Raw genomic sequence first — 23,674 nt, forward strand, 5'->3', positions numbered from 1 at the left:
GCGCTCCCGCCGGTCAGGCCAACCCATTCAGGCTGGGTTCCGGCTCTTCGGTCTGGACGGCCCGCAGGGTGATCTCGTCGACTTCGATGATGCAGGCGACGGTCAGGACCACGCCGATCTTGATCGGGGGGCCGATGCGGTGGATGTGCAGCCCCTGGCGCTTGAGCAGCCGCTCGATGGCCACTGTGGTGACGGTGACGTAGCGCACGATGTTGTTGGCCAGCGCGAAGCGGGCGGCTTCGGCCATCAGGGCCACGGAAAGGGGGCCGAACCCGCTGTCGGCCGTTGCCACGCGGTCCGACGCGATGGCGAAGCGGCTGAGCTCCCAGATGTCGGCCGCTGCCGGTGCGGGTTGGCCGTGCAGCAGCTCGGGAAAGGTATGGCTCAGCATGTAGGGCCCGACGGTCGGCAGCAGGCGCCAGCAGGCGTCGACCTCGGTGCCGGGGGATTTCGCGATGATGTAGGCGGCGCGCTCGATGTCGTCGAAGGCATCGCGTTCCAGGCCGTCGTGGGTCTGAACGGCCCAGCCCAGCCGTCCGGCGAAAACCTCATAGCGTAGCTGGAACATGCCGGTGCGCTCGGCCTCCGACATCTCGGGAAGCTGCAGGGTGCTCACAACGTGGTTCATGGCTCGGTCCTCAAATGGCGGTGATCCATTTGACCGAGACGTGTGTGAAAAAGTAACTAGCTGTTTGGTGAGGGGTTACCGCTGATTAATGACTAAAAGTGGTAATCGATTCTTCGTTTATGCAATCCTGCACTGCTTTGCGCCAGGCAAGCCGGTCGATCAGGGCCCGCAAGTGCTGCTCGCAGGCCGGGACATCGAGGTCATAGCCCTGCGCATCGATCACCATGATGTTGGAGCGGGGGCCGTCGAACGGGCTGGTGCAGATCGCCTTGCCGTCCCAGGACAGCCAGTCCCAGCCGAGGCTGAGGATGGTCTGCCCGACGGTGCCGGACCATTCCGTGAAACCCGAGAAGGCCGGCCGCTGGCCGGGCCGGCCCGCATTGTCGATCCAGGCGGCCCGGTCGCAGCCGGTGTGCAGATGCGCGAAGTTCGACGCCTCCAGCGCCTGCCGTCCGATGCGCACGCGGTAGTCGCCGGAGTGCAGCTGCGGGGGGGTGGCCCCGAACGCGGCACCTGTTGTACTATTCATTTCTTCTCCCTGTCAGTGGAAATCTCGGCGCAGCATCCATGACGATTGAATCGCCCTTGACCCTGATCTCGTCGGTCCTCGAGGCCAGCACCGAAGCCGAGGTGCTGGATCGCGTGCAGCGGGCCGCCACGGCCCTGGGGTTCGAGCGGGTGATGCTGGGCATCGAGGTCAAGCGCCCCCTGGTCGCACCGGTGCAGAACGTCACGAGCGGCTATCCGCTGGCGTGGCAGCGCGTCTACGTGGAAAACCAGTACGTCGCGATCGATCCCACGGTGGCGCACTGCCAGGAGCACACCAAGCCCCTGATCTGGTCCGAAGGACTCTACACCAAGGACTCCATCCGCCTGTGGGAGGAAGCCCGGGCCTATGGCATTGGCCATGGCATCAGCGTTCCGATCCATGAGCGGTTCTTTGGCGTGAAGAGCATGGTGAGCCTGGCGCGCGACAAGCCGCTGGACCACAGCCCCGCGGCCTTGCAGGAGATGATGGCGGCGGCGACCCAGTTGACCACCAGCGCGCACTATGCGGCGGCCAACGTGATCCTGCCCTCGCTGTTCGCGGCGCGCGATCCCAAGCTGTCGCCGCGGGAGCGCGAATGCCTGAAGTGGGCCGCCGAAGGCAAGTCCAGCTGGGAGACGGCGGGCATCCTGAATATCTCGGACGGCACGGCCCGGCTGCACATGAACAACGCCATGCGCAAGCTGAAGGTCCATACCCGCACGCAGGCCGTGGCGCTGGCCGTGGCCCTGGGGGTGGTGAAGTAGGCGTTCGTGCACTCGCATGGCTCCAGTCTAGGGGGCCGGGTGCCCGGCGGGCAATCCGCACCTCCCCAAACCGACAGCTAGCCGAATGGTGAGGGTGGCCTGGCGCAGGCGCTGCCGCAGTGGCCCCGTGTCAGGCCGGATGTGCTAGGCACCGGCCTCACAGGATGCGGTTGAACCAGAGCAGCGACAAGCCGGCCGACAGCAGTGCCAGCAGGGCGGCGGCCAGCGCCAGCAGGGCCGAGACCTCGGTTTCCTTCTTCTCCACCGTCAGCCGCGAACGCAGCGTCTCATAGACTTTCTTGAGGTCGGCCGCGGTGCCGGCATAGAAGTACTCGGCCTGGGTGCGGCTGGCGATGCCTTTGAGGGTTTCCTCGTCGAGCCGCACGCGCATGGACCAGCCCTCGAAGCCGATGGTCTCGCCGTCCACCGTGCCGATGCCCACGGTGTAGACGCGCACGCCGCGGTCGGCCGCCATCTTGGCGGCTTCGAGCGAATCGACGCCCGTGGTGCGCTGGCCGTCGGTCAGCAGGATGATGGCGGCCGAGGCGTAGGAGCCGGGCGCCACCGGCACGAACTCCTTCTTCGGCGGCTCCTTGCCGGCCTGGTCGAGCGCCAGGCCGCGCGGGCGGTCGCGCCCGGAGCCGAGGGTGGCGAGGTCGATGCCGGCGTCGGGGAACAGCGTGGCCAGCGACAGCACGATGCCATTGCCGATGGCCGTGCCGCGCTGCAGCTGGAAGCGGTCGATCGCTGCCACCAGGTCTTCGCGGTTGATGGTGGGGCCTTGCGCCACCTGGGCCGAGCCCGCGAAGGCGACGATGCCCACTTTCACCGGGCGCGGCAGTTCGGCCAGGAAGGCCTTGGCCGCGTTCTGCGCGGCCACGATGCGGCTGGGCTGCACGTCGGTGGCGCGCATGCTGCCCGACACGTCCATGGCAAGGATGATGGTCTCCTGCTGCGAGGGCAGGGTCATCACCGCCAGCGGGCGCGAGGCGGCCAGCAGCATGGCGGCCAGCGCCAGCAGGAACAGGAAGGGGGGAATGTGGCGGCGGATGCTCTGGGCCGGCCCCATGGCCTCGCGCACGATGGACAGGCTGGCGTAGCGCAGCGCGAGCTTCTTCTTGCGGCGCATCAGCCAGAGGTACAGCAGCACCAGCAGCGGCAGGGCCAGCAGCAGCCAGAGGAATTGGGGCCAGAGGAAATTCATCGCGTTCGCACCTTTCAAGCCGCCCGCCGCAGATGGGCAGGCAGTCCGCCGCCGGCGGCCAGGCGGCTGCGCCGCTTGCGCATCTCGGTGAAGCGCACGATGGCGTCCGCCAGGTCGCCGTCGGTGGAGAGTTCCAGCGTGTCGACACCGGCCCGCCCCAGCGCCTGGCGCAGATCCGCTTCGCGCTGGGCGGCGATGCGCGCGAAGCGGCGGCGAAAGCCCGCGTCGTGCGTGTCCACCAGCAACTGCTCGCCGGTCTCGGCATCGCGCAGGGTGATGAGGCCGAGGTCGGGCAGTTCCAGCTCCAGCGGATCGAGCAGGCGCACCGCCACCACCTCGTGGCGCTGCGCCAGCAGCGCCAGCGGACGCTCCCAGCCCGGCTCGCTGATGAAGTCGGACACCACGAACAGCGTGCTGCGCCGGCGCACCGCGTTGGCGGCCGATTGCAGCAGCTCGTGCAGGCGTGTGGTGCCGGTGGCGCGGGCCTCGGGCTGTGCCTGCAGGGCGTGCAGCAGGCGCAGCACATGGCGGCGGCCGCCGCGCACGGGAATCATCGCGTCCCGGTGGCCGCCGTAGAGCAGGGCGCCGACCCGGTTGCCGTGGCGCGTGAGCAGGCGGGCCAGCACCGCCACGAACTCGGCCGACACCTGGCGCTTGCGCTGCTGGCCCGAGCCGAAATCCACCGAGGGGCTCAGGTCGAGCAGGAACCAGGCCGCCATTTCGCGGTCTTCGGTGAACACGCGCACATGCGGCACCTGCAGCCGCGCGGTCACGTTCCAGTCGATGTGGCGCACGTCGTCATGGTGCTGGTATTCGCGCAGGTCGGCCAGGTCCAGGCCGGCGCCGCGCAGCAGCGTGCGGTAGTCGCCCTGCAGCAAGCCGTCGAGCCGGCGCAGGACGGTCCACTCCAGCCGGCGCAGAACGTCCTCGGCGGACGATCCGCCAGGCGGGGCCACCGCGGAACCGGCTTCGCCGATCTGCGGGTGGCGCCCCCCCGGGGGGGGAGCGCCGAAGGCGCTTCGGGGGGGAGCCATGCTACGCGGCGAGCTTTTCATGTTCCAGCGGCTTGGCCGGCGCGGGAACCTTGGCCATGATCCGGGCGACCAGCGCATCGGGGCTCAGCCCTTCGGACAGCGCCTCGTAGGACAGCACCAGCCGGTGCCGCAGCACGTCGGGCACCAGGTCGCTCATGTCCTCGGGCAGCGCATAGCCGCGCCCGCGCAGCATGGCCAGCGCGCGGGCGCCCTCGGTCAGGCTGATGGTGGCGCGCGGGCTGGCGCCGAAGGTGATGAAGCGCGCGAGGTCCTTCAGGCCATGCTTGTCGGGTGTGCGGGTGGCCGACACCAGGCGCACGGCGTACTGCACCAGCGACGGGTCCACATAGACCCTGCGGCACTCGGCCTGCAGCGCGGCGAGCTGCTCGGTGCTGGCGACCGGCGTGACGCTGACCGGCGGGCCGATGACGCGCTCGACGATCACGAACTCCTCCTCGTCGCTCGGGTAGTCCACCAGCACCTTCATCATGAAGCGGTCCACCTGTGCCTCGGGCAGCGGGTAGGTGCCCTCGGTCTCGATCGGGTTCTGCGTGGCCATCACCAGGAAGGGGCTGGGCACCTTGTGGGTTTCGCCCGCGATGGTGACCTGGCGCTCCTGCATCACTTCCAGCAGCGCGCTCTGCACCTTGGCCGGCGCGCGGTTGATTTCGTCGGCCAGCAGCAGGTTGGTGAACACCGGCCCGAGCGCGGTGCTGAACTCGCCGGTCTTCTGGTTGTAGATGCGCGTGCCCACCAGGTCGGCCGGCACCAGGTCGGGCGTGAACTGGATGCGCTTGAACTGGCCGCGCACGGCGTTGGCCAGGGTCTTGACCGTCAGGGTCTTGGCCAGGCCTGGCACCCCTTCGACCAGCAGGTGGCCCTGCGCCAGGATGGCGACCATCACGCGCTCGAGAAAGCGGTCCTGGCCGACGACGACGCGCTTGACCTCGTAGAGGATCTGCTCCATCAGCGTGGCGGTGTCCTGGGTGCCGGAAGAGGTGTCCATGGTGCTCCTGGGGGTGGGGTTCGCGTCAGAACGGCGGCATGCCGACGGCCGAGGCCGCGTTCTCGATCGGCACGGCGAAGCCGATGCCGATGAAGGTGCGCGACTGGGTGGGGTTGAGGATGGCGGTGACGATGCCCACCACCTCGCCTTCCATCGTCACCAGCGGGCCGCCCGAGTTGCCGGGGTTGGCGGCGGCGTCGAACTGGATCAGGTTGTTCATCTCCTGCTTGCCTTCGGGCGAGCGGAACACGCGCTGCAGGCCCGACACCACGCCCGCCGACGCGGAGGGCCCGATGCCGAAGGGGTAGCCCACCGCCATGACCTGGTCGCCGGGCGCGAGGTCGGCGGTGGAGCGCAGCGTGGCGGCCTGCAGGTCGTCGGGGATCTTGTGGGCCTGCAGCACCGCGAGATCGTTCTCGGCCTGCACGCCGGTGATGGAGGCGGTCGATTCGAGGCCGTCGAAGAACGTGACCTTGATCGTCTGCGCGCCGGCCACCACGTGCAGGTTGGTGAGGATGACGCCCTTGTCCACGATCACCACGCCGGTGCCGACGCCGCGCTCGGCCTCCTTGCGGGTCTTGGGGTCGATGGCATAGCTCACCACGCGCACGACCGAGGGGCGGATGGCCTCGTAGGCCTTGGCGGCGGGCGAGGGCAGGGTGGCGGTGGCCAGCGTGTGCAGCACGGCGGCGTCGATGTCCTTCTGGGTCAGCCGCGGCGGCGCCGGGCGCCCGACGAGGGCGGTGCTCGCCAGCAGCAGGAGCAGCAGCATGCCGATGGCGATCCAGAGCAAACGGGGGCTGGGCGCCCACCGGGCGGGCGCAGGCGTGGCGGCGGGCGGCGAGTCGGCCGGCCCGGGCGGGCCCGGGTCGGGCGCTGCCTGCGCGGGGCGGCTGGAACTGCTGTAAAGGGCGGGCCTGCGCATTCGTTCACCTGCGGTCAATGCGTGGGGACATGGGTGGAGCTGCGCTGCCACGGTATCACGGTTCGGGCCGTTTTGCACCGGGTTCGGCCCGCCCGGCGCCGGGGCTGCGCCGCGGCCGGCTGCACGGCCCCGCACGCCGGAAAATTCAGTGATTTCCGGCCGAGGTCCAGGTGCTGCGGTCGTTGTTTGCTATCAAAATAATAGTAAACGGAACCGCGCTTGGCGGCTACTCCCAGTGGATGTGCCGATAGTCGAGCCGCGCTGCCAGTGTGGGCTTGATGATCTCGAAGTAGGGCGATACATCGAAGTCCCGCGGCGCGAACAGGCTGCGGTCGCGGATGTGGAAGATCTCCTCGGTCACCGCCCGGTGCAGCCGGGGGTCCTGATGGCGGTCGAAGGTGATGGTGGGCAGCACCGGGTAGCCCACGCCCTGGAACGCCTCGGCGATCAGCGACGAGCAGATCGCCCGGGTCGGGTCGCCGCTGCCCAGCGCGAGCATCTGGCGCCGCCAGCGCCCCGGCACCGGCGGCCTGGGCAGCAGGTAGCGCGCCAGGTCGACGACGTTCTTCAGGTCGTACCGCTCGCCGAGCTTGCCCACGACCGAACTCAGCAGCAGCTCCCGGTCGGCGTCTCCCAGGTGGAAGGGCCGGCAGATGCGGGTGTGGAACGACTGGTAGTGCGACAGAGGGCGCTTGCACACGCCCTGCACCATGTCGGCCTCGATGAACAGGTAGGGCTCGCCCTGCTCGTCCAGGCCGCCCAGCTGCGGGCCGACGTACAGCGTGGCGTGCGACCAGGTGGACTGGGTCAGGTACTTGATGGCCGCCGCGATCCGGCTGCTGCCCTCGACCAGCAGCACGTCGCCAGGCCGCAGGCTTTGCAGCAGCTGGTCGCGCCGCGACGGCATGCCGATCTGGGCGCCCGGGCGGGGGCGGGACAGGTACTGTACTGGGCCAGCAGCAGCCCGATGGTGTGGGGAAGGGAGGCCATCAGCGTCTGCACCCGGGGGGCGAGGGCCGAGGCGCCGCGCGGCGGCGGCACCGGCAGGAGGGGGCTGGCTTGCGCATCAATTCACCCGTGGCGATCTGGGCCGGAGCCGGTGCCATGAAGGTAGCACGATTCGCCGGCGCCTGCATCGGGTTCGGGCATGATCGCCTCATGCCGGCCTGGATCGATACCCACTGCCATCTGGATGCGCCCGAATTCGCAGCGGACGTGCACGCCGTGCGTGCCCGGGCCGCGGCGCGGCAGGTGGTGCACTGCATCGTGCCGGCGGTGGAGGTGGGCAACTTCGAGGCCGTGCGCGCGCTGGCCCACCAGCATGGCGACAGCTACACGCTGGGCATCCACCCGCTGTATGTGCCGCAGGCCGGCGAGGACGACCTGGCGCGGCTGGACGCGGCGCTGGCGCAGTACCGCGACGACCGGCACCTGGTGGCGGTTGGTGAGATCGGACTCGACTATTTCGTGCCCGCCCTGCGCGAGGGGCCGCTGCGCGACAAGCAGGAGGCGTTCTATGCCGCGCAGCTGCGGCTGGCGCAAAAGCACGGCTTGCCCGTGATCCTGCACGTGCGGCGCTCGGCCGACCGGCTGCTCCGGGGCCTGCGCGAGACGGCCGTCAGCGGCGGCATCGCCCATGCCTTCAATGGCAGCGCGCAGCAGGCCGAGATGTTTCTCAAGCTCGGCTTCAAGCTGGGTTTCGGCGGCGCCGTCACGTTCGACCGGGCGCTGCAGCTGCGCCGCCTCGCGGCCGCCTTGCCGCTGGACGCCCTGGTGCTGGAGACCGACGCGCCCGACATTCCCCCGCACTGGCTCTACCGCACGGCGCAGCAGCGCTCGGCGGGCCAGACGCAGGGGCGCAACGAGCCGGCGGAGCTGCCGCAGATCGGGGCGGTGGTGGCGGGCCTGCGCGGCATGGCCAGCGAGGACCTGGCGGCCGCCACCACGCGCAACGTGCTGGCGGCCTTGCCGCGGCTGGCGGGCCGGCTGGCCTTGCCGGTGAACTAGGGTCTGCCGCCCCGGGCTGCGGCCTCGAAGGTCCGGTTGGCGGCGCGGGGATGGCCGTGCATCGTCCGGCCGGGAGGCCCGGGGCACTTTCGGGCCAAAATCAACGGCTTTGCCTGATCGAGAAATTCAAGATGATGATCCCGGTATCGATGAATCCGCCGCGGGCTGCCCGGGGCGCATGGTGATGGCCGAGCGCCGCAAAGTGCAGGCGCAGGCCGTCCGCCTGCATGGCCTGCCGCCGCTGATCGCCAGCGGCACCAGGCTGTTGATCCTGGGCAGCTTTCCCGGTGCCGCCTCGCTGGCGGCGCAGCAGTACTACGCCCATCCGCAAAACCATTTCTGGAAGATTTTGAGAGCCGTTTGGCCCGAAGGTCCGCACGGGGCGGACGCAGACAGCTATCAAATTCGTAGCGAATGGCTGCTCGGCAAGGGCCTGGGCCTGTGGGACGTCTATGCGGCCTGCGAGCGCGAGGGCAGCCTGGACGCCCACATCCGCCACGCCGAGGCCAATGATTTCGCGAGCCTCGCGCGCCTTTGCCCGCAGCTGCGGGCCATCGCCCACAACGGCGGCGAGAGCTACAGGCACGCGCGCCACACCGCCGCGCTGGGCGTGCCGGTCCATCGGCTGCCCTCCACCAGCCCGGCCAACGCGTCCTGGAGCTTCGAGCGCAAGCTCGCGGCCTGGCGCGAGGTGTTCGAGCAAAGCGGGCTGCTGTGATGGCGCGCCGGAGAACCCCCGCAGCGGCCCTGCCCGAAGTCAATTTTTCGGACTACGGCGACATCCGCTACCTGCACCTGGGCACCGAGTGGGTGCAGGGCTCGATGCTGATCGACGCGCCGTTCGAGATCGAGCTCGAGTACGTGCAGCGCATGATGGCCTGGCTGCTGTTCGTGGAGCCGTCCAGCGTGGCGCGCCGCCACGCCATGCAGCTCGGCCTGGGCGCGGCCTCGCTCACCAAGTTCTGCCACAAGAAGCTGCGCATGAAGACCACCGCGGTGGAGCTCAACCCGCAGGTGCTGGCGGCCTGCCGCGGCTGGTTCAAGCTGCCGCCCGACGACGCGCGGCTGTCGGTGGTGCTGGGCGATGCGGGGCTTGAAATCCGCCGGCCCGATTGGCAGGGCACGGTGGATGCCCTGCAGGTCGACCTGTACGACCACGAGGCCGCCGCCCCGGTGCTCGACAGCGAGGACTTCTACGCCGACTGCCGCCTCCTGCTGACGGAGGACGGCTGCATGACGGTGAACCTGTTCGGCCGCTCGTCGAGCTACCCGCGCAGCCTGGAGAAGATCGCCTCGGCCTTCGGGGCCGACGCGGTCTGGGCTTTCAAACCGACGCGCGAGGGCAACACCGTGGTGCTGGCCCAGCGCAGTCCCGGCCGGCCGAAGCGGGCGGCGCTTGCCGAACACGCCGAAAACATCCAAACTCGCTGGGGCCTGCCCGCCGCCAAATGGCTGCGGGTGTTCAAACCCCACACTCCATGAGCGCTGTCCTGCAATCCAAGCCCCCCGCCAAGACCTCCCACGTGGGGCCGGTGGACTGGCGCCGCATGGTCGAATGGCTCAGCGCCGACGGCGTGATCTCGGCCGAGGAGGCGCAGCGCACCATCGCGCGCTGCTCGCAGGCCGAAAGCGCCCAGCACTCGCTGGTGCGGCTGGCCAGCGTGGCCATGACCCGGCTGGCCGACGGCAAGCCGCTGGACATCGAATCGCTGGCGCAGTACCTGGCCGGCCGCGCCGGCCTCGACTACCTGCGCATCGACCCGCTGAAGGTGGACGTGGGCAAGGTGTCCGACACCATGAGCGCGGCCTATGCCGAGCGGCACCGCGTGCTGCCGGTGCAGGTCACCTCGTCCGAGGTGGTGGTGGCCACGGCCGAGCCCTTCATCACCGACTGGGTGGCCGAGGTCGAGCGCCAGTCGCGCCGCACGGTGCGCCGCGTGGTGGCGAATCCGCAGGACATCCACCGCTACACCGCCGAGTTCTTCGCGCTGGCCAAGTCGGTGCGCGCCGCGCAGAAGGCTGGCGGCAACGCCGGCGCCGCGAGCTTCGAGCAGCTGGTGGAACTGGGCAAGACCAACAAGCAGCTCGACGCCAATGACCAGGGCGTGGTGCAGGTGGTCGACTGGCTCTGGCAGTACGCCTTCGACCAGCGCGCCAGCGACATCCACCTGGAGCCGCGGCGCGAGCAGGGCGTGATCCGTTTCCGCATCGACGGCATGCTGCACCCGGTCTACCAGATGCCGATGGGCGTGCTCAACGCCATGACGGCACGCATCAAGCTGCTCGGCCGCATGGACGTGGTGGAGAAGCGCCGCCCGCAGGACGGCCGCATCAAGACCCGCAACCCGCGCGGCGACGAGATCGAGATGCGCCTATCCACGCTGCCCACCGCCTTCGGCGAGAAGATGGTGATGCGCATCTTCGATCCCGACACCGCGGTCAAGGACCTCGATGCCCTGGGTTTTTCCAATCACGACGCCGAACGCTGGGAGGCGCTGGTCCAGCGGCCCTACGGCATCATCCTGGTGACCGGGCCCACGGGCTCGGGCAAGACCACCACGCTGTACTCCACGCTCAAGCGCGTGGCCACCGAGGAGGTGAACGTCAGCACGGTGGAAGACCCGATCGAGATGATCGAGCCCTCGTTCAACCAGACCCAGGTGCAGACGCAGCTCGACTTCGGCTTCGCGGAAGGGCTGCGTGCGCTGATGCGCCAGGACCCGGACATCATCATGGTCGGCGAAATCCGCGACCTGCAGACCGCCGACATGGCGGTGCAGGCGGCGCTCACCGGCCACCTGGTGTTCAGCACGCTGCACACCAACGATGCGCCCACGGCCATCACGCGCCTGATGGAGCTCGGCGTGCCGCCTTACCTGCTCAACGCCACCGTGCTCGGCGTGCTGGCGCAGCGGCTGGTGCGCACGCTGTGCAAGCAGTGCCGCGTGAAGGACGAGCAGGGCTCGCGCGAAGCCCTGAGCGAGGTGGTCAAGCCATGGAAGATCAATGGCGGCTACCGGCCCTACAAGCCCGTGGGCTGCGTCGATTGCCGCATGACCGGCTTCATGGGGCGCATGGGCCTGTACGAGCTGCTCACGGTCAGCGAGGCCTTCAAGGACAAGGTCACCAAGGAGCCCAGCATCGATGCCCTGCGGCGCCAGGCGGTGGCCGACGGCATGCGCCCGTTGCGGCTGGCCGGCGCCCTGCGCGTGGCCGAAGGGCTGACCACGATCGAGGAAGTGCTGACGGCCACGCCGCCGCTGGAATAAAAACCGGACGCCACCTGTCTGCGGGCTGACCATCCAGGGGCGCTGGACAGAGGGTTGTCCCTACGGGCCCATAGGTGGAATCCACATCCGCCGTCTCCCGGAATCCCACCACAATCCGCCAGTCGAAATCTATTTCGAGGAGATAACTTGTGAAAATCAAAAGTCAGAAGGACTTCTTTTCCGGCCTCATGTTCATGGGCGTCGGAATTGCGTTCGCTTGGGGCGCCACGACCTACAACGTTGGCGAAGGGGCCCGCATGGGTCCTGGTTACTTTCCGCTGATGCTCGGGATCGTGATGGCGATTCTGGGCGGCGCCATCACCTTCAAGGCCCTCGTGGTCGAGACCGTGGGTGGCGACAAGGTCGGCAAATGGGCCTGGAAGCCGCTGTGCTACATCATCGGCGCCAACCTGGCGTTCGGCGTGCTGCTTGGCGGCCTGCCCAGCATCAACGTGCCGGCCATGGGCATGATCATCGCGATCTACGCGCTGACCATCCTGTCGAGCCTGGCCGGCGAGCGCTTCAATCTCAAGGACGTGCTGATCCTGGCCACCATCCTGTCGGCTGGCAGCTACCTGGCCTTCATCGTGCTGCTCAAGCTGCAGATCCAGGTCTGGCCCAGCTTCATTACCGGCTGAGAGGAATAACAACATGGATCTGCTTACCAATCTCTCGATCGGTTTCGGTGTCGCGTTCACCCCGATCAACCTGCTCTACGCCTTCATCGGCTGCGTGCTCGGCACGCTGATCGGCGTGCTGCCCGGCATCGGCCCGGTGGCCACCATCGCGATGCTGCTGCCCGCCACCTACGCGCTGCCCCCGGTGTCGGCGCTGATCATGCTGGCTGGCATCTACTACGGCGCCCAGTACGGCGGCTCCACCACGGCCATCCTGGTGAACCTGCCGGGCGAATCGTCCTCGGTGGTGACCTGTATCGACGGCTACCAGATGGCGCGAAAGGGCCGGGCCGGGCCCGCGCTCGCGGCGGCCGGCCTGGGCTCGTTCTTCGCCGGCTCCGTGGGCACGCTGATCCTGGCGGCCTTCGCACCGCCGCTGACCGAGCTGGCCTTCAAGTTCGGCCCGGCTGAATACTTCTCGCTGATGATCCTGGGCCTGATCGGCGCCGTGGTGCTGGCTTCCGGCTCGCTGCTCAAGGCCATCGCCATGATCGTGCTGGGCCTGCTGCTCGGCCTGGTCGGCACCGACGTGAACTCCGGCGTGGCGCGCTTCAGCTTCGACATCCCCGAGCTGACCGACGGCATCGGCTTCGTGGTGATCGCCATGGGCGTGTTCGGCTACGGTGAAATCATCAGCAACCTGGCGCAGCCCGAGGACGAGCGCGAGGTGTTCACCGCCAAGGTGCAGGGCCTGTTCCCGACCAAGGATGACTTCAAGCGCATGACGCCTGCCGTGCTGCGCGGCACCGCGCTGGGCTCCCTGCTGGGCATCCTGCCCGGCGGCGGCGCGCTGCTGGCGGCCTTCGCCGCCTACACGCTGGAGAAGAAGACCAAGCTGAAGCCGGGCGAAGTGCCGTTCGGCCAGGGCAACATCCGCGGCGTGGCCGCTCCCGAGTCGGCCAACAACGCCGGCGCGCAGACCTCCTTCATCCCGCTGCTGACGCTGGGCATTCCGCCCAACGCCGTGATGGCGCTGATGGTGGGTGCCATGACCATCCACAACATCCAGCCGGGCCCGCAGGTGATGACCAGCAACCCGCAGCTGTTCTGGGGCCTGATCGCCTCGATGTGGATCGGCAACCTGATGCTGGTGATCCTGAACCTGCCGCTGATCGGCATGTGGATCAAGCTGCTGACCGTGCCCTACCGTTTCCTGTTCCCCGCCATCGTGCTGTTCTGTGCGGTCGGTGTGTACACCACCAACAACAACACCTTCGACGTGTGGATGGTGGCAGCCTTCGGCGTCATCGGCTACCTGTTCGCCAAGCTCGGCTGCGAGCCCGCACCGCTGCTGCTGGGCTTCATCCTGGGCCCGATGATGGAAGAGAACCTGCGGCGCGCGCTGCTGCTGTCGCGGGGCGACTGGAGCGTGTTCGTCACGCGTCCGCTGTCGGCCGGCCTGCTGGCGGCTGCGCTGCTGCTGCTCATCATCGTGCTGCTGCCGGCGGTGAAGAACAAGCGCGAGGAAGCCTTCGTCGAGGATTGACCCCGCGGCTCTTGAAACAGCCCACAACGGCGCCTTCGGGCGCCGTTTTTCATTTTGTCGGGCCACCCGATGATGAAAGGCGGCCCCTCGGGGGGGCAGCGGCAGATCATGGCGGCGGCGCAAGGCGCGGGTTGGCGCTGAGTCACAATGGCGACCCATGGACCGCATGCAACCGAGCCTTCAACCGAGGCAGCACCCCCAGCGCGCCGCGCTGCACAACGAAATCCACGCCCGGCCGCCCGAGTCGATGAATGCGCCGCTGGCGATCTCGCACATCGTCATGGCCTGCGACGCCGCCCAGCGCGATGCCAGCCGCGAGCATGTGGCCACCCTGCTGCGCGACCACCACCTGCCCCAGCCCGATGCGCAGTCCACCCACCTGCGGATGGACCTGGGGCCGTTCCGGCTGCGCTGGGAGCTGCACACCGAATTCGTCACCTGGACCTTCATGCGGCCGCTCGAGGCCGATGCAGGCAGCCATCTGGCCGGCGAGCGCGAGCCCGCCACCGCGGCCGGCGTGGTGCCGCAGGGCTGGCTGCCCCAGCTGCCGGGCCAGTGCCTGGTGAGCCTGCACCTGTGGGTGCTGCCCACGCGCACCTTCGGCACCGACTCGCTGGTCAAACACCTGCTGCACGAGGACACGCTGGTGGCCTCCACGGTGGCCGACGGGCATGGCGAGGTCTACACCGACTTCGCCATCCATGCCGACGGTTTTTCCCGCATGGTGCTGCTGGCCGGCAGCGTCACGCCGCGCCGCCTGGGCCGCCTGGTGCAGCGGCTGCTGGAGATCGAGACCTACCGCATGGCCGCGCTGCTGGGCCTGCCGGCCGCCCGCGAAGCCTCCGCCGTGCTGGCCCACGCCGAGCGCGAACTGGCCGAGCTGGCGGAGTCGATCCGCAGCGCCGACCACGCCGACGAGCCGCAGCTGCTCGACCGGCTGACGCGGCTGGCCGGCAAGGTGGAGAGCCAGTACGCGGCCACGCACTCGCGGTTCTCGGCCAGCGCGGCGTATTTCGAGCTGGTGGACAAGCGCATCGGCGACATCACCGAGTCGCGGCTGGCGGGGCTGCAGACCATCCGCGAGTTCATGGACCGGCGCCTCACGCCCGCGCGCAGCACCTGCGAGTGGGCCACGCGGCGCCAGGATGCGCTGTCGCAGCGCGTCTCGCGCATGAGCAACCTGCTGCGCACCCGCGTCGAGATCGAGCAGCAGCAAAGCAGCCAGGCACTGCTGGGCGCGATGAACCGCCGCCAGGGCCTGCAGCTCAAGCTCCAGTCCACCGTCGAGGGGCTGTCGGTCGCCGCCATCACCTACTACATCGTGGGCCTGGTGAGCTACCTCGCCAAGGGGGCTGAGAAGATCGGCTGGCCCTGGAGCCCCGAGAGCACGGCGGCCTGCGCCATTCCGGTGGTGGCGCTGGCGGTCTGGTGGTCGCTGCGGCGCCTGCATCACAAGGTGTTCAAAGCCTGACAGAATGGCGGCATGAAACGCCGCCATCTCGTTCTTTCCGCGGGCCTGGCGCCTGCGCTCGCCTGGGCCCAGACCTACCCGGCCAAACCCGTCCGCCTCGTCGTGCCATTTCCGGCCGGCGGCGCGACCGACATCTTCGCCCGTGCGCTGTCGCAGAAGCTCGGCGACAAGCTGGGCCAGCCGCTGGTGGTGGAGAACCGGCCCGGCGCCGGCGGCACCATCGGCTCGGAAGTGGTGGCCAAGGCCGCGCCAGACGGCTACACGCTGCTGCTGGCCACCTCCAGCACGCATTCGATCGGCCCCAATCTGAATCCGCGCATGCCCTACGACGCGGTGAAGGACTTCACGCCGATCTCGCATGTCGGCAACGCGCCCAGCATCATGCTGGTGCCCAACAGCACGCCGGCCAGGACGCTCAAGGAGTGGCTGGACTATGCCCGCGGCAATCCGGGGCGCCTGAACTATGCCTCCAGCGGCAACGGCACCATCGTGCAGCTCACGGCCGAGCTGTTCAAGGCCCAGGCCGGGCTGTTCATCGTGCACATTCCCTACAAGGGCACGGCGCTGGCGATTCCCGATCTCGTGAGCGGCAAGGTCGGCGTGCTGTTCGATTCGCTGCCCACCGGCCTGCCGCACGTGCGCGACGGCCGCCTGCGTGCGCTGGCCGTGACCTCCGCGAAGCGCACCGCGATGGCGCCCGAGCTGCCGGCCGTGGCCGAGCTGCTGCCGGGCTTCGAGTCCAACACCTGGTTCGGCCTGTACGCGCCCCGCGCGCTGCCGCCCGACATCCTGGCCCGGGTCAACGCCGCGGCCAACCAGGCCCTGGCCGAGCCCGACGTGAAGGACAAGCTGGCGCGGCTGGGCATCGAGCCGGTGGGCGGGACGCCCCAGCAGTTCGCACAGATGGCGGCTGCGGATGCCCTCAAGTGGAAAAAGATCATCGCGGAACGGAAAATCACCTCCGATTGAAGTGTTTTTCGCCCGATGTCCGCATTGGGCGGTCCTCTCTAGCTATTGAATTGATAGCAATAGCCGATACCGCGCATGCCGGATAATCGGATCAATGACCGAACTGATACTGATCCGCCACGGCGAAACCGACTGGAACCGTGAGCTGCGTTTCCAGGGCCAGGTGGATGTGCCGCTCAACCCGTTGGGGCACGAGCAGGCGCGCCGCGTGGGCCAGCGCCTGGCGGCGGAGACCGTGCACCACCTGTACTGCAGCGACCTTCTGCGCACGCAGCAGACGGCCGGGCCGGCCGCGAAGCAGCTCGCGCTGTGCAGCGTCACCGATGCCGCCCTGCGCGAGCAGAACTTCGGCGTGGTGGACGGCATGCGCGTGGACGACATCAAGCGGCAGCACCCCGAGGCCTGGGCCCGGTGGCTGCAGTTCCGCGAGGACTATGCGATGCCCGAAGGCGAAAGTCCCCTCGAGTTCCATGCCCGCGTGATGCAGGCGGTGTACCGGCTGGCGGCGGCGCATCCGCAGCAGACGCTGGCGGTGGTGACGCATGGTGGCGTGCTCGACATGATCTACCGCACGGCCCGCCGGCTCGGGCTCAACGGGCCGCGCCAGAGCCAGATTCCCAACGCGGGCCTGAGCCGGGTGCGGGTGCAGGGCGAGGCGATCGAGATCCTCTCGTGGGCCGACACGCAGCACCTGGCCGACCTGCCGGCGCAGCCGGTCTACGATCAGGCCAGGCTGGCCAGCGCCGAGTCGAGCCCCAGCGCCGCATAGACGGCTTCGGCCTGGCGGCGCAGCCGCAGCGATTCCGGCTGGCCGCGCAGCTGCTGCTGCAACAGGTTCTGGGCGCCGGACAGGCCGCCGCTGCGGATCAGCGCATCCAGGTGGATCTGGGCGAACAGGTCGCGCTGGGCATGGCTGCCGCCGATCTCCAGCAACCGGGGCAGCGCCGCGCCGAGTTCGTCCACGGCGGTGGCGTGGTCGCCCGCGGCGTGCGCCAGCAGGCCGCGGCAGGCGGGCAGGCAGACGCGCTGCCAGGCGGCGCGCGACGGGCCGGCGGCCTGGGCCGCATGGGCTTCGATGTGGCGCATCAGCAGCGCGGCTTCGGGGCGCTGCGCGCGGGCCAGGCCGTACAGGTACTGCATGTCGAGGAACGGCAGCACATGGTCGTCCAGGCGAGTGGCCAGGTAGCGGCCGACATCCTGCCAGCGCTCGCCCACGTCCACGCCGGCCAGCTCCAGCCGCGCCAGCAGCGAGACGGCGTTGACCTGGTCCTGCGAATATTCCTTGACCACGCCCCAGACCTGCTCGTCATACAGGCGCAGCACCTCGTCGTGCTGTCCGAGGTCCAGCGCGAACAGGGCCAGGTGCCACCAGTTGTGCGTGACCATGAACGAGTTGAGGCCGGTCCAGGTGGGGCTGACGTCCCGCAGGAACGCCATGCCCTCGGTGAGCCGCCCTTCGGTCAGCATCACATGGGCCAGCGCATGGTGGGCCCAGGGTTCCTTGCGGCACAGATGGATGGCCTGGCGAGCGGCGCGTTCGGCCTGCGCCAGCAGATGGCACTGCTCCCAGGCGAAGGCGGCCATGCCGTGCAGGTAGGGCACGTCGGCGGCGGCGGGCAGGGCGGCCAGGGCCAGGCGCAGCATGCCGGGCGAGTCGCCCTGGTTGAACAGGTGGTATTGCCCCAGCTTGAGCGAGGCCAGGTCGCGCGGGTGCTCGCGCGCCTGCTCCTCGTGGAGCCGGATCGCGAGGTTGATGTCGCCGTCGATCCAGGCCTGCACGGCGCGCACGAAGCGCTGCTCGCGCTCGCTGGCCGCCAGCGGCGAGGCCAGGGCCCGCTCGATGAACGGCCGCGCGTTGCCCGGGCCCTCGCGCGATTCGGCGAACATGTGCAGCGCCGCCGCATAGGCCTGCACGATCGGGCCGTCATCGTGCTGCGCGGCCGGCAGCACGTTCACGGCCCGCGCTTCGCAGGCAATGAACCCCTCGACGAAATCATTGACAGCCGCAACGCTGGCCGGGTCGGACACCGCCAGGGGGTTGCCCAGGGCGTCGCGGAGTTCTGCAGCCATGGGCTCCGGTTTATTTCCAGGCCAGGGCCGACAGGTCGTTCACGAAGATGGGCTGGTCCTTCCACACGCCGCTGAGCTTGGCGCTGGTGACGGTGGCCCATTGCGGCGCGAACAGGAAGCCGTTGACGGCGTCGGTGGCCAGCAGGCGCTGGGCTTCGCCGTAGTACTTGGCGCGGTCGTCGTTCTTGGTGGCGGTGTTGATCTTGTCGATCAGCTCGCGGAACTTGGCCGAGTCGTACTGGAAGTAGTAGTCGGGTTTGGCGTAGTTCGAGAAGTCGAAGGCCTCGACGTGCGAGACGATGCTCAGGTCGTAGTTCTTGTTCTTGTAGACGCCGTCGAGCCACTGCGCCCATTCGACGTTCTCGATCTTGGCCACGATGCCGACCTTGGCGAGCTGGGCCGCGATGATCTCGCCACCCTGGCGCGCATAGGGCGGCGGCGGCAGCTTGAGGCTCAGTTCGAGCGGCGTCTTCACGCCGGCCTCGGCCAGCAGGGCCTTGGCCTTCTCCACGTTGTAGGGATTGACGCCGGTGGTGTCGACATAGCCGAAGGCGCCCGGCACGTAGTGGCTGCCGATGGGCGTGCCCAGCCCGTCCACGGCGCCGTCGATCACGGCCTTGCGGTCGATCGCGGCCGCGATGGCGCGGCGCACGCGCACGTCGTCCAGCGGCTTCTTCTTGTTGTTGATGCTCAGGATGGTCTTGGCGCGCGAGTTGCCGATCAGCACCTGGAAGCGCGGGTCGTTCTTGAACGGATCGAGGCTCTTGGCCTGGATGCCGCGCGGGTAGGCGTCCACGTCGCCGGCCAGCAGGGCGGCCACCGAGGCGGCCTGGTCGCTGATGAAGCGGAAGGTGGCCTTGCCGATCTTGATGGCGGCCGGGTTGCGGTAGCCGTCCCACTTGGACAGCGTCACGGCCGAGCCCTTGGCCCAGTTGTCGAACTTGTAGGGGCCGGTGCCGACCGGCTGGGTGCCGTTGGTGGCGGCGCTCTTGGGTTCGACGATGATGGCCGTGCCCTGGCCCAGCATGAGCAGCAGGTCGGGGTTGGGGTTCTTGAGCGTGAGCACCACCGTGGCCGGGTCGGGGGTGTCGATCTTGGCGATGTTGGTGAACACCGCCTTGTCCTTGTTGGTCGAGCCTTCGGCGGCGGCGCGCTCGAACGAGTACTTCACGCTGGCGGCGCTGAAGGGCTCGCCGTTGTGGAACTTGACGCCGGTGCGCAGCTTGAAGGTGTAGGTCTTCTGGTCCGGCGAGATGGTCCAGCTCTCGGCCAGCAGGGGCGTAGCCGTGCCGTTCTCGTTGAACTTGGTGAGGGTTTCGTAGATGTTGTAGAGCGTGACTTCGGAGATGGACGAAGCGGCGCCTGCGGACGGGTCGAGGCCGTTGGGTTCGAGCGTGACGCCGATGGTCACGGCATTCTTGTTGGCCTGGGCGATGCTGCTCATGGGAACGGCGGCCAACAGGCTGGCCGACACGGTGGCTGCAAGCAGCACGGAACGCCGTTGAATCTTCATGACCTCAAACTCCTTCAGGACTCAATGATTGGGATGCAAACGTACATTGTGACGCCAAGCCCCAGTGGCGACAAGGCGTAAGTTCATGCGCGCAGCGCCTATGCGGCCGGGGCTAGGCGGCCAGCGACAATGGCGAAGGCTGGGCCATCACGTCTTCGGCGAAATGGCAGGCCGCGAGATGCACGCCCGCCGCATCGGCGACGGCGCGCAGCTCGGGCGCCTGTGCCAAGCAGCGCTCCTGCGCATGCGGGCAGCGGCCGGCGAAGGCGCAGCCCTGGCCCAGGCTGCTGTGGCTGGCGATCGGCATCGGCGCGCGCCGCTGGCGCCGGCGGCCCGGCACCGTCTGCGGCACGGCGTCGAGCAGGGCGCGGGTGTAGGGATGGGCCGGCCGGCCGAACAGCACGTCGGGGCTGCCCTGTTCCACGATGCGCCCGCGGTAGATCACGGCCACTTCGTCGCAGATGCGGTCGACCACGGCCAGGTCGTGGCTGATGAACATGTAGGTCACGCCGAAGCCGGCCTGCAGGTCCTGCAGCAGGTTGAGCACTTGGGCCTGCACCGAGACATCGAGTGCCGAGACGGGTTCGTCGGCCACGATGAGCTTGGGCCGCGTGATGAGCGCGCGCGCGATGGCGATGCGCTGGCGCTGGCCGCCCGAGAACTCGTGCGGGTATTTGTCGAGGTCGGCCGGGCGCAGGCCGACCGAGGCCAGCGTCTCGCCGGCGCGCTCGCGCATCTCCTGCGCCGAGGCGTCGCCCTGCGCGGCCAGCGGCTCGGCCACGATGCGGGCCACGGTCTGGCGCGGGTCGAGCGAGCCGTAGGGGTCCTGGAACACCATCTGGAAGTCGCGCCGCGCGCGCTGCAGCCCGGCGGGCGGCAGCGTGTGCAGGTCCTGCCCCAGCAGCTTGACGGAGCCGCTGGTGGGCGTCTCCAGCGCCATCACGGTGCGCGCAAGGGTGGATTTGCCCGAGCCGGATTCGCCCACGATGCCCAGGCTCCTGCCCGGCAGGATGCGGAAGTCCACGCCATTGAGCGCATAGACCAGCGGCGCCGGACGGAACAGGCTCTCGCGCGGCAGCCGGTAGTGCTGCACGAGACGGGATGCTTCAAGCAGGGGGGCGGTCATGCCGGCTCCGGGGTCATGGGCTGGGCCAGCACGCAGCGGGCCTCGTGGTGGGCGCCGACGAGCACCGGCGCGGGACGCAGGTGGGCACAGCTGTCCAGGGCCACGCTGCAGCGCGCGGTGAAGGGGCAGCCGGACGGCAGGTCCACCAGCTCGGGCACCGTGCCCGCGATGGTGGTCAGGCGCGCATGGCGGGCGCCGCCGATGCGCGGGCGGGCGGCGAACAGGCCCTGGCTGTAGGGATGGGCGAGATGGGCGAACACCGATTCGGTGGGGCCGCTTTCGACCACGCTGCCGCCATACATCACGAGCATGCGGCGCACGTTCTCGGCGATCACGCCGAGATCGTGCGAGATCAGGATCATGGCCATGCCGCGCTCCTGGACGAGGTCGGCGATCAGGTCGAGGATCTGGCCCTGGATGGTCACGTCAAGCGCGGTAGTGGGCTCATCGGCGATCAGCAGCTCGGGGCCGCAGGCCAGCGCCATGGCGATGGTCACGCGCTGGCGCTGGCCGCCCGAGAACTGGTGCGGGTAGGCGTCCACGCGGCGCGCGGCGTCGGGCAGGCCGACGCGGTCGAGCAGGGCGATCACCTCCTTGCGGGCCGCTGCCCCGGACAGGCCGCGGTGGCGCATCAGCGGCTCGGCCACCTGGCGGCCGATGGTGTGCAGCGGGTTGAGCGCCGTCATCGGCTCCTGGAAGATCATGCCGATGCGGTTGCCGCGGACCTTGCACAGCTCGGCGTCGGGCAGGCCCACCAGTTCACGGCCATTGAGGCGGATGCTGCCGGTGACCTGGGCGCTGGCGGGCAGCAGGCCCATCAGCGCCATGGCGGTGAGCGACTTGCCGCAACCCGATTCGCCGATCAGGCCGAGCGTGTCGCCGCTGTCCAGGCTGAAGCTCACGCCGCGCACCGCATCGGCCGGGCCGCGCGAAGTTTTCAGTCGGACGACGAGGTTGTCGACTTCCAGCAGGGCCATGCTCAGCGCTCCCGTGACAGACGCGGGTCGAGCAGGTCGCGCAGACCGTCGCCCAGCAGGTTGAGGCCGAGCACGGCCATCGCGATGGCCAGCCCCGGAAAGACCGCCAGGCGCGGGGCCTGGAACAGCAGCGTCTGCGCTTCGCTGAGCATGCGGCCCCAGGACGGCTGGGGCGGCTGGGTGCCCAGGCCCAGGTAGGACAGTGCGGCTTCCGCAAGAATGGCGATGGCGAAGCGGATGGTGGCCTGCACGATGATGATCGAGAGGATGTTGGGCAGCACATGCTCGATCGAGATGCGCCAGGCGCCCTTGCCGCAGGCGCGCGCGGCCAGCACGTACTCGCGTCCCCACACGCTGGTGGCCGAGGCCCGCGTGATGCGCGCGAACGTGGGGATGTTGGCAATGCCGATGGCGATGATGGAGTTGACGATGCCGGGGCCGAACACCGCGGTCATCATGATGGCCAGCAGGATGGCGGGGAAGGCGAAGGTGAAGTCCGATGCGCGCATGATGAACTCCTCCACCCAGCCGCGGCGCGCGGCCGCCAGCATGCCCAGCAGCGTGCCGCCGACGAGGCCGATGCCGACCGCGATCACGCCCACCAGGATGGAGTTGCGCGCGCCGGCCATGATGAGCGAGAGCACGTCGCGCCCCAGCGAGTCGGTGCCCAGCCAGTGCGCGGCGCCCGGCTTCTGCAGCTTGCCCGGGATGTCGATGTCGTAGGGCGACCAGGGCGTCCAGAACAGCGACACGGCGGCCGTGAGGATCAGCAGCAGGGTGAGCAGGGCGCCGAGCATGAAGCTGCGGTGGCGCAGTGCGCGGCGCCAGAAGCCGGGCGGTGCCGTCGGGGCGGGAGTCAGGGTCAGGGTATTCATCGGAAAGCGGGGCCGGGCTCAGATGTCCGAGGCCTTGATGCGGGGGTCGATCGCGGCATACAGCAGGTCGACCACGAAATTCACCAGCACCACCATGCCGGCCAGCAGCATCATGCAGTCGCGCACGACGATCAGGTCGCGGTTGGAGATGGACTGGAAGATCAGACGCCCGAGGCCGGGCAGGTAGAACACGTTCTCCACCACGATGGTGCCGGCCAGCAGCTCGGCGAACTGCAGGCCCATGACGGTGATCACCGGAATCAGCGCGTTGCGCAGCACATGGCCCCACAGCGTGGCGCGCTGCGACAGGCCCTTGGCGCGCGCGGTGCGCACGAAGTCCTCGCGCAGCACCTCCAGCACGGCCGAGCGCGTGATGCGCGCCAGGATGGCCGCCTGCACCACGGCCAGCGACACAGCCGGCAGCACCAGTGACTTGAGCGCGGGCCAGACGCCGTTGCCCCAGCCCGGAAAGCCGCCGGCGGAGAACCATCGCAGGTTCACCGAGAACAGCAGGATCAGCAGGATGGCAAACCAGAAATTCGGGATCGCGATGCCGAACTGGCTCAGGCCCATCATGCCGACATCGCCGAGCCGGTTGTGGCGCGAGGCGGCGTAGATGCCGGCGGTGAGCGCCAGCACGGTGGTGAGCAGCATGGCCAGGATGGCCAGCGGGATGGTCAGCGCCAGGCGCTCGAGGATCAGCTCGGTCACCGGCGTGCCATAGGCATAGCTGTTGCCGAGGTCGCCCCGGCTCATGCCCTCGATCCAGTCCCAGTAGCGCTCGGCCGCGGGCTTGTCCAGCCCCAGCTTGTGCGACAGCGCCTGCACGGCTTCCTGCGGGGCGTCGGGCCCCATCATCATCTGGGCCGCGTTGCCGGGCAGGACTTCGAGGGCCAGGAAGATGACGACGGACGCGGCGAGCAGGGTGGCGATCAGCGTGATGAACCGCTTGGCAAGAAAAAGACTCATGGAGGCGCTGTGTCACCGGGCTGCGTGGGTTGTCGATCCGTCGGCATGCATAGGAATACCGGGGCGTGCCCGACGAGCATACACGCAAATTTCCTGCCATTGTTCTTGCTGCCCGCCGGCTCGACCCTGAGGGGGACAGGGCCGTGCGCAGGACGCGATAATCGGGCCATGAATG

General features: G+C 69.0%; 23 protein-coding genes. 10 read left to right on the top strand and 13 right to left on the bottom strand.

The features are described 5' to 3' along the window. Window positions 1–13: 13 nt before the first annotated feature. Complete coding sequence (locus tag MMF98_RS18910; protein ID WP_243308487.1) at window positions 14–628, bottom strand: acyl-homoserine-lactone synthase; 615 nt, start codon at window positions 626–628, stop codon at window positions 14–16. Between the two features lie 85 nt (window positions 629–713). Next, window positions 714–1,157: a DUF4902 domain-containing protein gene (locus MMF98_RS18915; RefSeq protein ID WP_243308489.1), complete on the bottom strand. Its 444-nt coding sequence runs from the start codon at window positions 1,155–1,157 to the stop codon at window positions 714–716. Window positions 1,158–1,195: 38 nt separating this feature from the next. On the opposite strand from MMF98_RS18915, the gene MMF98_RS18920 reads away from it, so the two are divergent. Then, window positions 1,196–1,921: a LuxR family transcriptional regulator gene (locus tag MMF98_RS18920; RefSeq protein WP_243308491.1), complete on the top strand. Its 726-nt coding sequence runs from the start codon at window positions 1,196–1,198 to the stop codon at window positions 1,919–1,921. 157 nt (window positions 1,922–2,078) lie between these two features. On the opposite strand, the gene MMF98_RS18925 is transcribed toward MMF98_RS18920, so the two are convergent. The 5 genes from MMF98_RS18925 to MMF98_RS18945 form a co-directional block, all read right to left on the bottom strand. Continuing rightward, the gene (locus MMF98_RS18925) at window positions 2,079–3,125 is read right to left on the bottom strand and encodes a VWA domain-containing protein (RefSeq protein WP_243308493.1); all 1,047 of its coding nucleotides are present in this window, start codon (window positions 3,123–3,125) and stop codon (window positions 2,079–2,081) included. Window positions 3,126–3,139: 14 nt separating this feature from the next. Beyond that, window positions 3,140–4,159 (bottom strand): DUF58 domain-containing protein, encoded by a 1,020-nt coding sequence (locus tag MMF98_RS18930; RefSeq protein ID WP_243308494.1) that lies wholly within the window; start codon window positions 4,157–4,159, stop codon window positions 3,140–3,142. A 1-nt stretch (window position 4,160) separates the two neighbouring features. Then, window positions 4,161–5,165, bottom strand: coding sequence for an AAA family ATPase (locus MMF98_RS18935; protein WP_243308495.1), 1,005 nt, complete (start codon window positions 5,163–5,165; stop codon window positions 4,161–4,163). 25 nt (window positions 5,166–5,190) lie between these two features. Next, window positions 5,191–6,090: a S1C family serine protease gene (locus MMF98_RS18940; RefSeq protein ID WP_243308497.1), complete on the bottom strand. Its 900-nt coding sequence runs from the start codon at window positions 6,088–6,090 to the stop codon at window positions 5,191–5,193. 226 nt (window positions 6,091–6,316) lie between these two features. Continuing rightward, complete coding sequence (locus MMF98_RS18945) at window positions 6,317–6,997, bottom strand: lipo-like protein (protein ID WP_243308498.1); 681 nt, start codon at window positions 6,995–6,997, stop codon at window positions 6,317–6,319. A 251-nt stretch (window positions 6,998–7,248) separates the two neighbouring features. On the opposite strand from MMF98_RS18945, the gene MMF98_RS18950 reads away from it, so the two are divergent. From MMF98_RS18950 to MMF98_RS18990, 9 genes are all read left to right on the top strand, one after another. Beyond that, complete coding sequence (locus MMF98_RS18950; protein WP_243308706.1) at window positions 7,249–8,097, top strand: TatD family hydrolase; 849 nt, start codon at window positions 7,249–7,251, stop codon at window positions 8,095–8,097. A gap of 184 nt (window positions 8,098–8,281) precedes the next feature. Further along, a complete protein-coding gene (locus MMF98_RS18955) occupies window positions 8,282–8,815 on the top strand; it encodes a DNA-deoxyinosine glycosylase (RefSeq protein ID WP_341481320.1) in 534 nt (177 codons plus the stop codon). Then, window positions 8,815–9,579 (top strand): class I SAM-dependent methyltransferase, encoded by a 765-nt coding sequence (locus MMF98_RS18960; protein WP_243308499.1) that lies wholly within the window; start codon window positions 8,815–8,817, stop codon window positions 9,577–9,579. Before MMF98_RS18955 ends, MMF98_RS18960 begins: the two co-directional genes overlap by 1 nt. Beyond that, window positions 9,576–11,366 (top strand): type IV pilus assembly ATPase TfpB, encoded by a 1,791-nt coding sequence (gene tfpB, locus MMF98_RS18965; RefSeq protein ID WP_243308500.1) that lies wholly within the window; start codon window positions 9,576–9,578, stop codon window positions 11,364–11,366. Before MMF98_RS18960 ends, tfpB begins: the two co-directional genes overlap by 4 nt. Window positions 11,367–11,515: 149 nt before the next feature. Continuing rightward, the gene (locus MMF98_RS18970; protein ID WP_243308501.1) at window positions 11,516–12,004 is read left to right on the top strand and encodes a tripartite tricarboxylate transporter TctB family protein; all 489 of its coding nucleotides are present in this window, start codon (window positions 11,516–11,518) and stop codon (window positions 12,002–12,004) included. A 13-nt stretch (window positions 12,005–12,017) separates the two neighbouring features. Continuing rightward, window positions 12,018–13,529, top strand: a complete 1,512-nt coding sequence (locus MMF98_RS18975) for a tripartite tricarboxylate transporter permease (RefSeq protein WP_243308502.1) — start codon at window positions 12,018–12,020, stop codon at window positions 13,527–13,529. A 166-nt stretch (window positions 13,530–13,695) separates the two neighbouring features. Further along, window positions 13,696–15,000 (top strand): DUF3422 family protein, encoded by a 1,305-nt coding sequence (locus tag MMF98_RS18980; protein WP_243308711.1) that lies wholly within the window; start codon window positions 13,696–13,698, stop codon window positions 14,998–15,000. Between the two features lie 12 nt (window positions 15,001–15,012). Continuing rightward, window positions 15,013–15,969, top strand: coding sequence for a Bug family tripartite tricarboxylate transporter substrate binding protein (locus MMF98_RS18985; protein WP_243308504.1), 957 nt, complete (start codon window positions 15,013–15,015; stop codon window positions 15,967–15,969). A 94-nt stretch (window positions 15,970–16,063) separates the two neighbouring features. Continuing rightward, a complete protein-coding gene (locus tag MMF98_RS18990) occupies window positions 16,064–16,738 on the top strand; it encodes a histidine phosphatase family protein (protein ID WP_243308506.1) in 675 nt (224 codons plus the stop codon). Here MMF98_RS18990 and MMF98_RS18995 read toward each other — a convergent pair. The 6 genes from MMF98_RS18995 to MMF98_RS19020 all read right to left on the bottom strand — a co-directional run bounded on the left by MMF98_RS18995 (window position 16,693) and on the right by MMF98_RS19020 (window position 23,499). Further along, window positions 16,693–18,039 carry a tetratricopeptide repeat protein gene (locus MMF98_RS18995; protein ID WP_243308509.1) on the bottom strand — a complete coding sequence of 449 codons (1,347 nt, stop codon included), beginning with the start codon at window positions 18,037–18,039 and terminating at the stop codon, window positions 16,693–16,695. The genes MMF98_RS18990 and MMF98_RS18995 overlap by 46 nt on opposite strands. Before the next feature lie 10 nt (window positions 18,040–18,049). Further along, window positions 18,050–19,552, bottom strand: coding sequence for an ABC transporter substrate-binding protein (locus MMF98_RS19000; protein WP_243308511.1), 1,503 nt, complete (start codon window positions 19,550–19,552; stop codon window positions 18,050–18,052). Between the two features lie 112 nt (window positions 19,553–19,664). After that, a complete protein-coding gene (locus MMF98_RS19005) occupies window positions 19,665–20,678 on the bottom strand; it encodes an ABC transporter ATP-binding protein (protein WP_243308512.1) in 1,014 nt (337 codons plus the stop codon). After that, window positions 20,675–21,655 carry an ABC transporter ATP-binding protein gene (locus MMF98_RS19010; protein ID WP_243308513.1) on the bottom strand — a complete coding sequence of 327 codons (981 nt, stop codon included), beginning with the start codon at window positions 21,653–21,655 and terminating at the stop codon, window positions 20,675–20,677. Before MMF98_RS19010 ends, MMF98_RS19005 begins: the two co-directional genes overlap by 4 nt. Before the next feature lie 2 nt (window positions 21,656–21,657). Continuing rightward, window positions 21,658–22,530 (bottom strand): ABC transporter permease, encoded by an 873-nt coding sequence (locus MMF98_RS19015; protein WP_243308514.1) that lies wholly within the window; start codon window positions 22,528–22,530, stop codon window positions 21,658–21,660. 18 nt (window positions 22,531–22,548) lie between these two features. Continuing rightward, window positions 22,549–23,499, bottom strand: coding sequence for an ABC transporter permease (locus MMF98_RS19020; RefSeq protein ID WP_243308515.1), 951 nt, complete (start codon window positions 23,497–23,499; stop codon window positions 22,549–22,551). Between the last annotated feature and the right edge of the window lie 175 nt (window positions 23,500–23,674).

The sequence above is a fragment of the Variovorax terrae genome (assembly GCF_022809125.1).
GTDB lineage: Bacteria > Pseudomonadota > Gammaproteobacteria > Burkholderiales > Burkholderiaceae_C > Variovorax_A > Variovorax_A terrae.

Bases quoted from the DNA above. Each gene is read 5' to 3' on its own strand.
- MMF98_RS18920 (WP_243308491.1), top strand. From the start codon at position 1,196: ATGACGATTGAATCGCCCTTGACCCTGATCTCGTCGGTCCTCGAGGCC.
- MMF98_RS19000 (WP_243308511.1), bottom strand. From the start codon at position 19,552: ATGAAGATTCAACGGCGTTCCGTGCTGCTTGCAGCCACCGTGTCGGCC.
- MMF98_RS18940 (WP_243308497.1), bottom strand. From the start codon at position 6,090: ATGCGCAGGCCCGCCCTTTACAGCAGTTCCAGCCGCCCCGCGCAGGCA.
- MMF98_RS18945 (WP_243308498.1), bottom strand. From the start codon at position 6,997: ATGCCGTCGCGGCGCGACCAGCTGCTGCAAAGCCTGCGGCCTGGCGAC.
- MMF98_RS18990 (WP_243308506.1), top strand. From the start codon at position 16,064: ATGACCGAACTGATACTGATCCGCCACGGCGAAACCGACTGGAACCGT.
- MMF98_RS18935 (WP_243308495.1), bottom strand. From the start codon at position 5,165: ATGGACACCTCTTCCGGCACCCAGGACACCGCCACGCTGATGGAGCAG.
- MMF98_RS18930 (WP_243308494.1), bottom strand. From the start codon at position 4,159: ATGGCTCCCCCCCGAAGCGCCTTCGGCGCTCCCCCCCCGGGGGGGCGC.
- MMF98_RS18925 (WP_243308493.1), bottom strand. From the start codon at position 3,125: ATGAATTTCCTCTGGCCCCAATTCCTCTGGCTGCTGCTGGCCCTGCCG.
- MMF98_RS18995 (WP_243308509.1), bottom strand. From the start codon at position 18,039: ATGGCTGCAGAACTCCGCGACGCCCTGGGCAACCCCCTGGCGGTGTCC.
- MMF98_RS18985 (WP_243308504.1), top strand. From the start codon at position 15,013: ATGAAACGCCGCCATCTCGTTCTTTCCGCGGGCCTGGCGCCTGCGCTC.
- MMF98_RS18955 (WP_341481320.1), top strand. From the start codon at position 8,282: ATGGCCGAGCGCCGCAAAGTGCAGGCGCAGGCCGTCCGCCTGCATGGC.
- MMF98_RS19005 (WP_243308512.1), bottom strand. From the start codon at position 20,678: ATGACCGCCCCCCTGCTTGAAGCATCCCGTCTCGTGCAGCACTACCGG.
- MMF98_RS18950 (WP_243308706.1), top strand. From the start codon at position 7,249: ATGCCGGCCTGGATCGATACCCACTGCCATCTGGATGCGCCCGAATTC.
- MMF98_RS19015 (WP_243308514.1), bottom strand. From the start codon at position 22,530: ATGAATACCCTGACCCTGACTCCCGCCCCGACGGCACCGCCCGGCTTC.
- tfpB (WP_243308500.1), top strand. From the start codon at position 9,576: ATGAGCGCTGTCCTGCAATCCAAGCCCCCCGCCAAGACCTCCCACGTG.
- MMF98_RS18910 (WP_243308487.1), bottom strand. From the start codon at position 628: ATGAACCACGTTGTGAGCACCCTGCAGCTTCCCGAGATGTCGGAGGCC.
- MMF98_RS18980 (WP_243308711.1), top strand. From the start codon at position 13,696: ATGCAACCGAGCCTTCAACCGAGGCAGCACCCCCAGCGCGCCGCGCTG.
- MMF98_RS19010 (WP_243308513.1), bottom strand. From the start codon at position 21,655: ATGGCCCTGCTGGAAGTCGACAACCTCGTCGTCCGACTGAAAACTTCG.
- MMF98_RS18975 (WP_243308502.1), top strand. From the start codon at position 12,018: ATGGATCTGCTTACCAATCTCTCGATCGGTTTCGGTGTCGCGTTCACC.
- MMF98_RS19020 (WP_243308515.1), bottom strand. From the start codon at position 23,499: ATGAGTCTTTTTCTTGCCAAGCGGTTCATCACGCTGATCGCCACCCTG.
- MMF98_RS18960 (WP_243308499.1), top strand. From the start codon at position 8,815: ATGGCGCGCCGGAGAACCCCCGCAGCGGCCCTGCCCGAAGTCAATTTT.
- MMF98_RS18915 (WP_243308489.1), bottom strand. From the start codon at position 1,157: ATGAATAGTACAACAGGTGCCGCGTTCGGGGCCACCCCCCCGCAGCTG.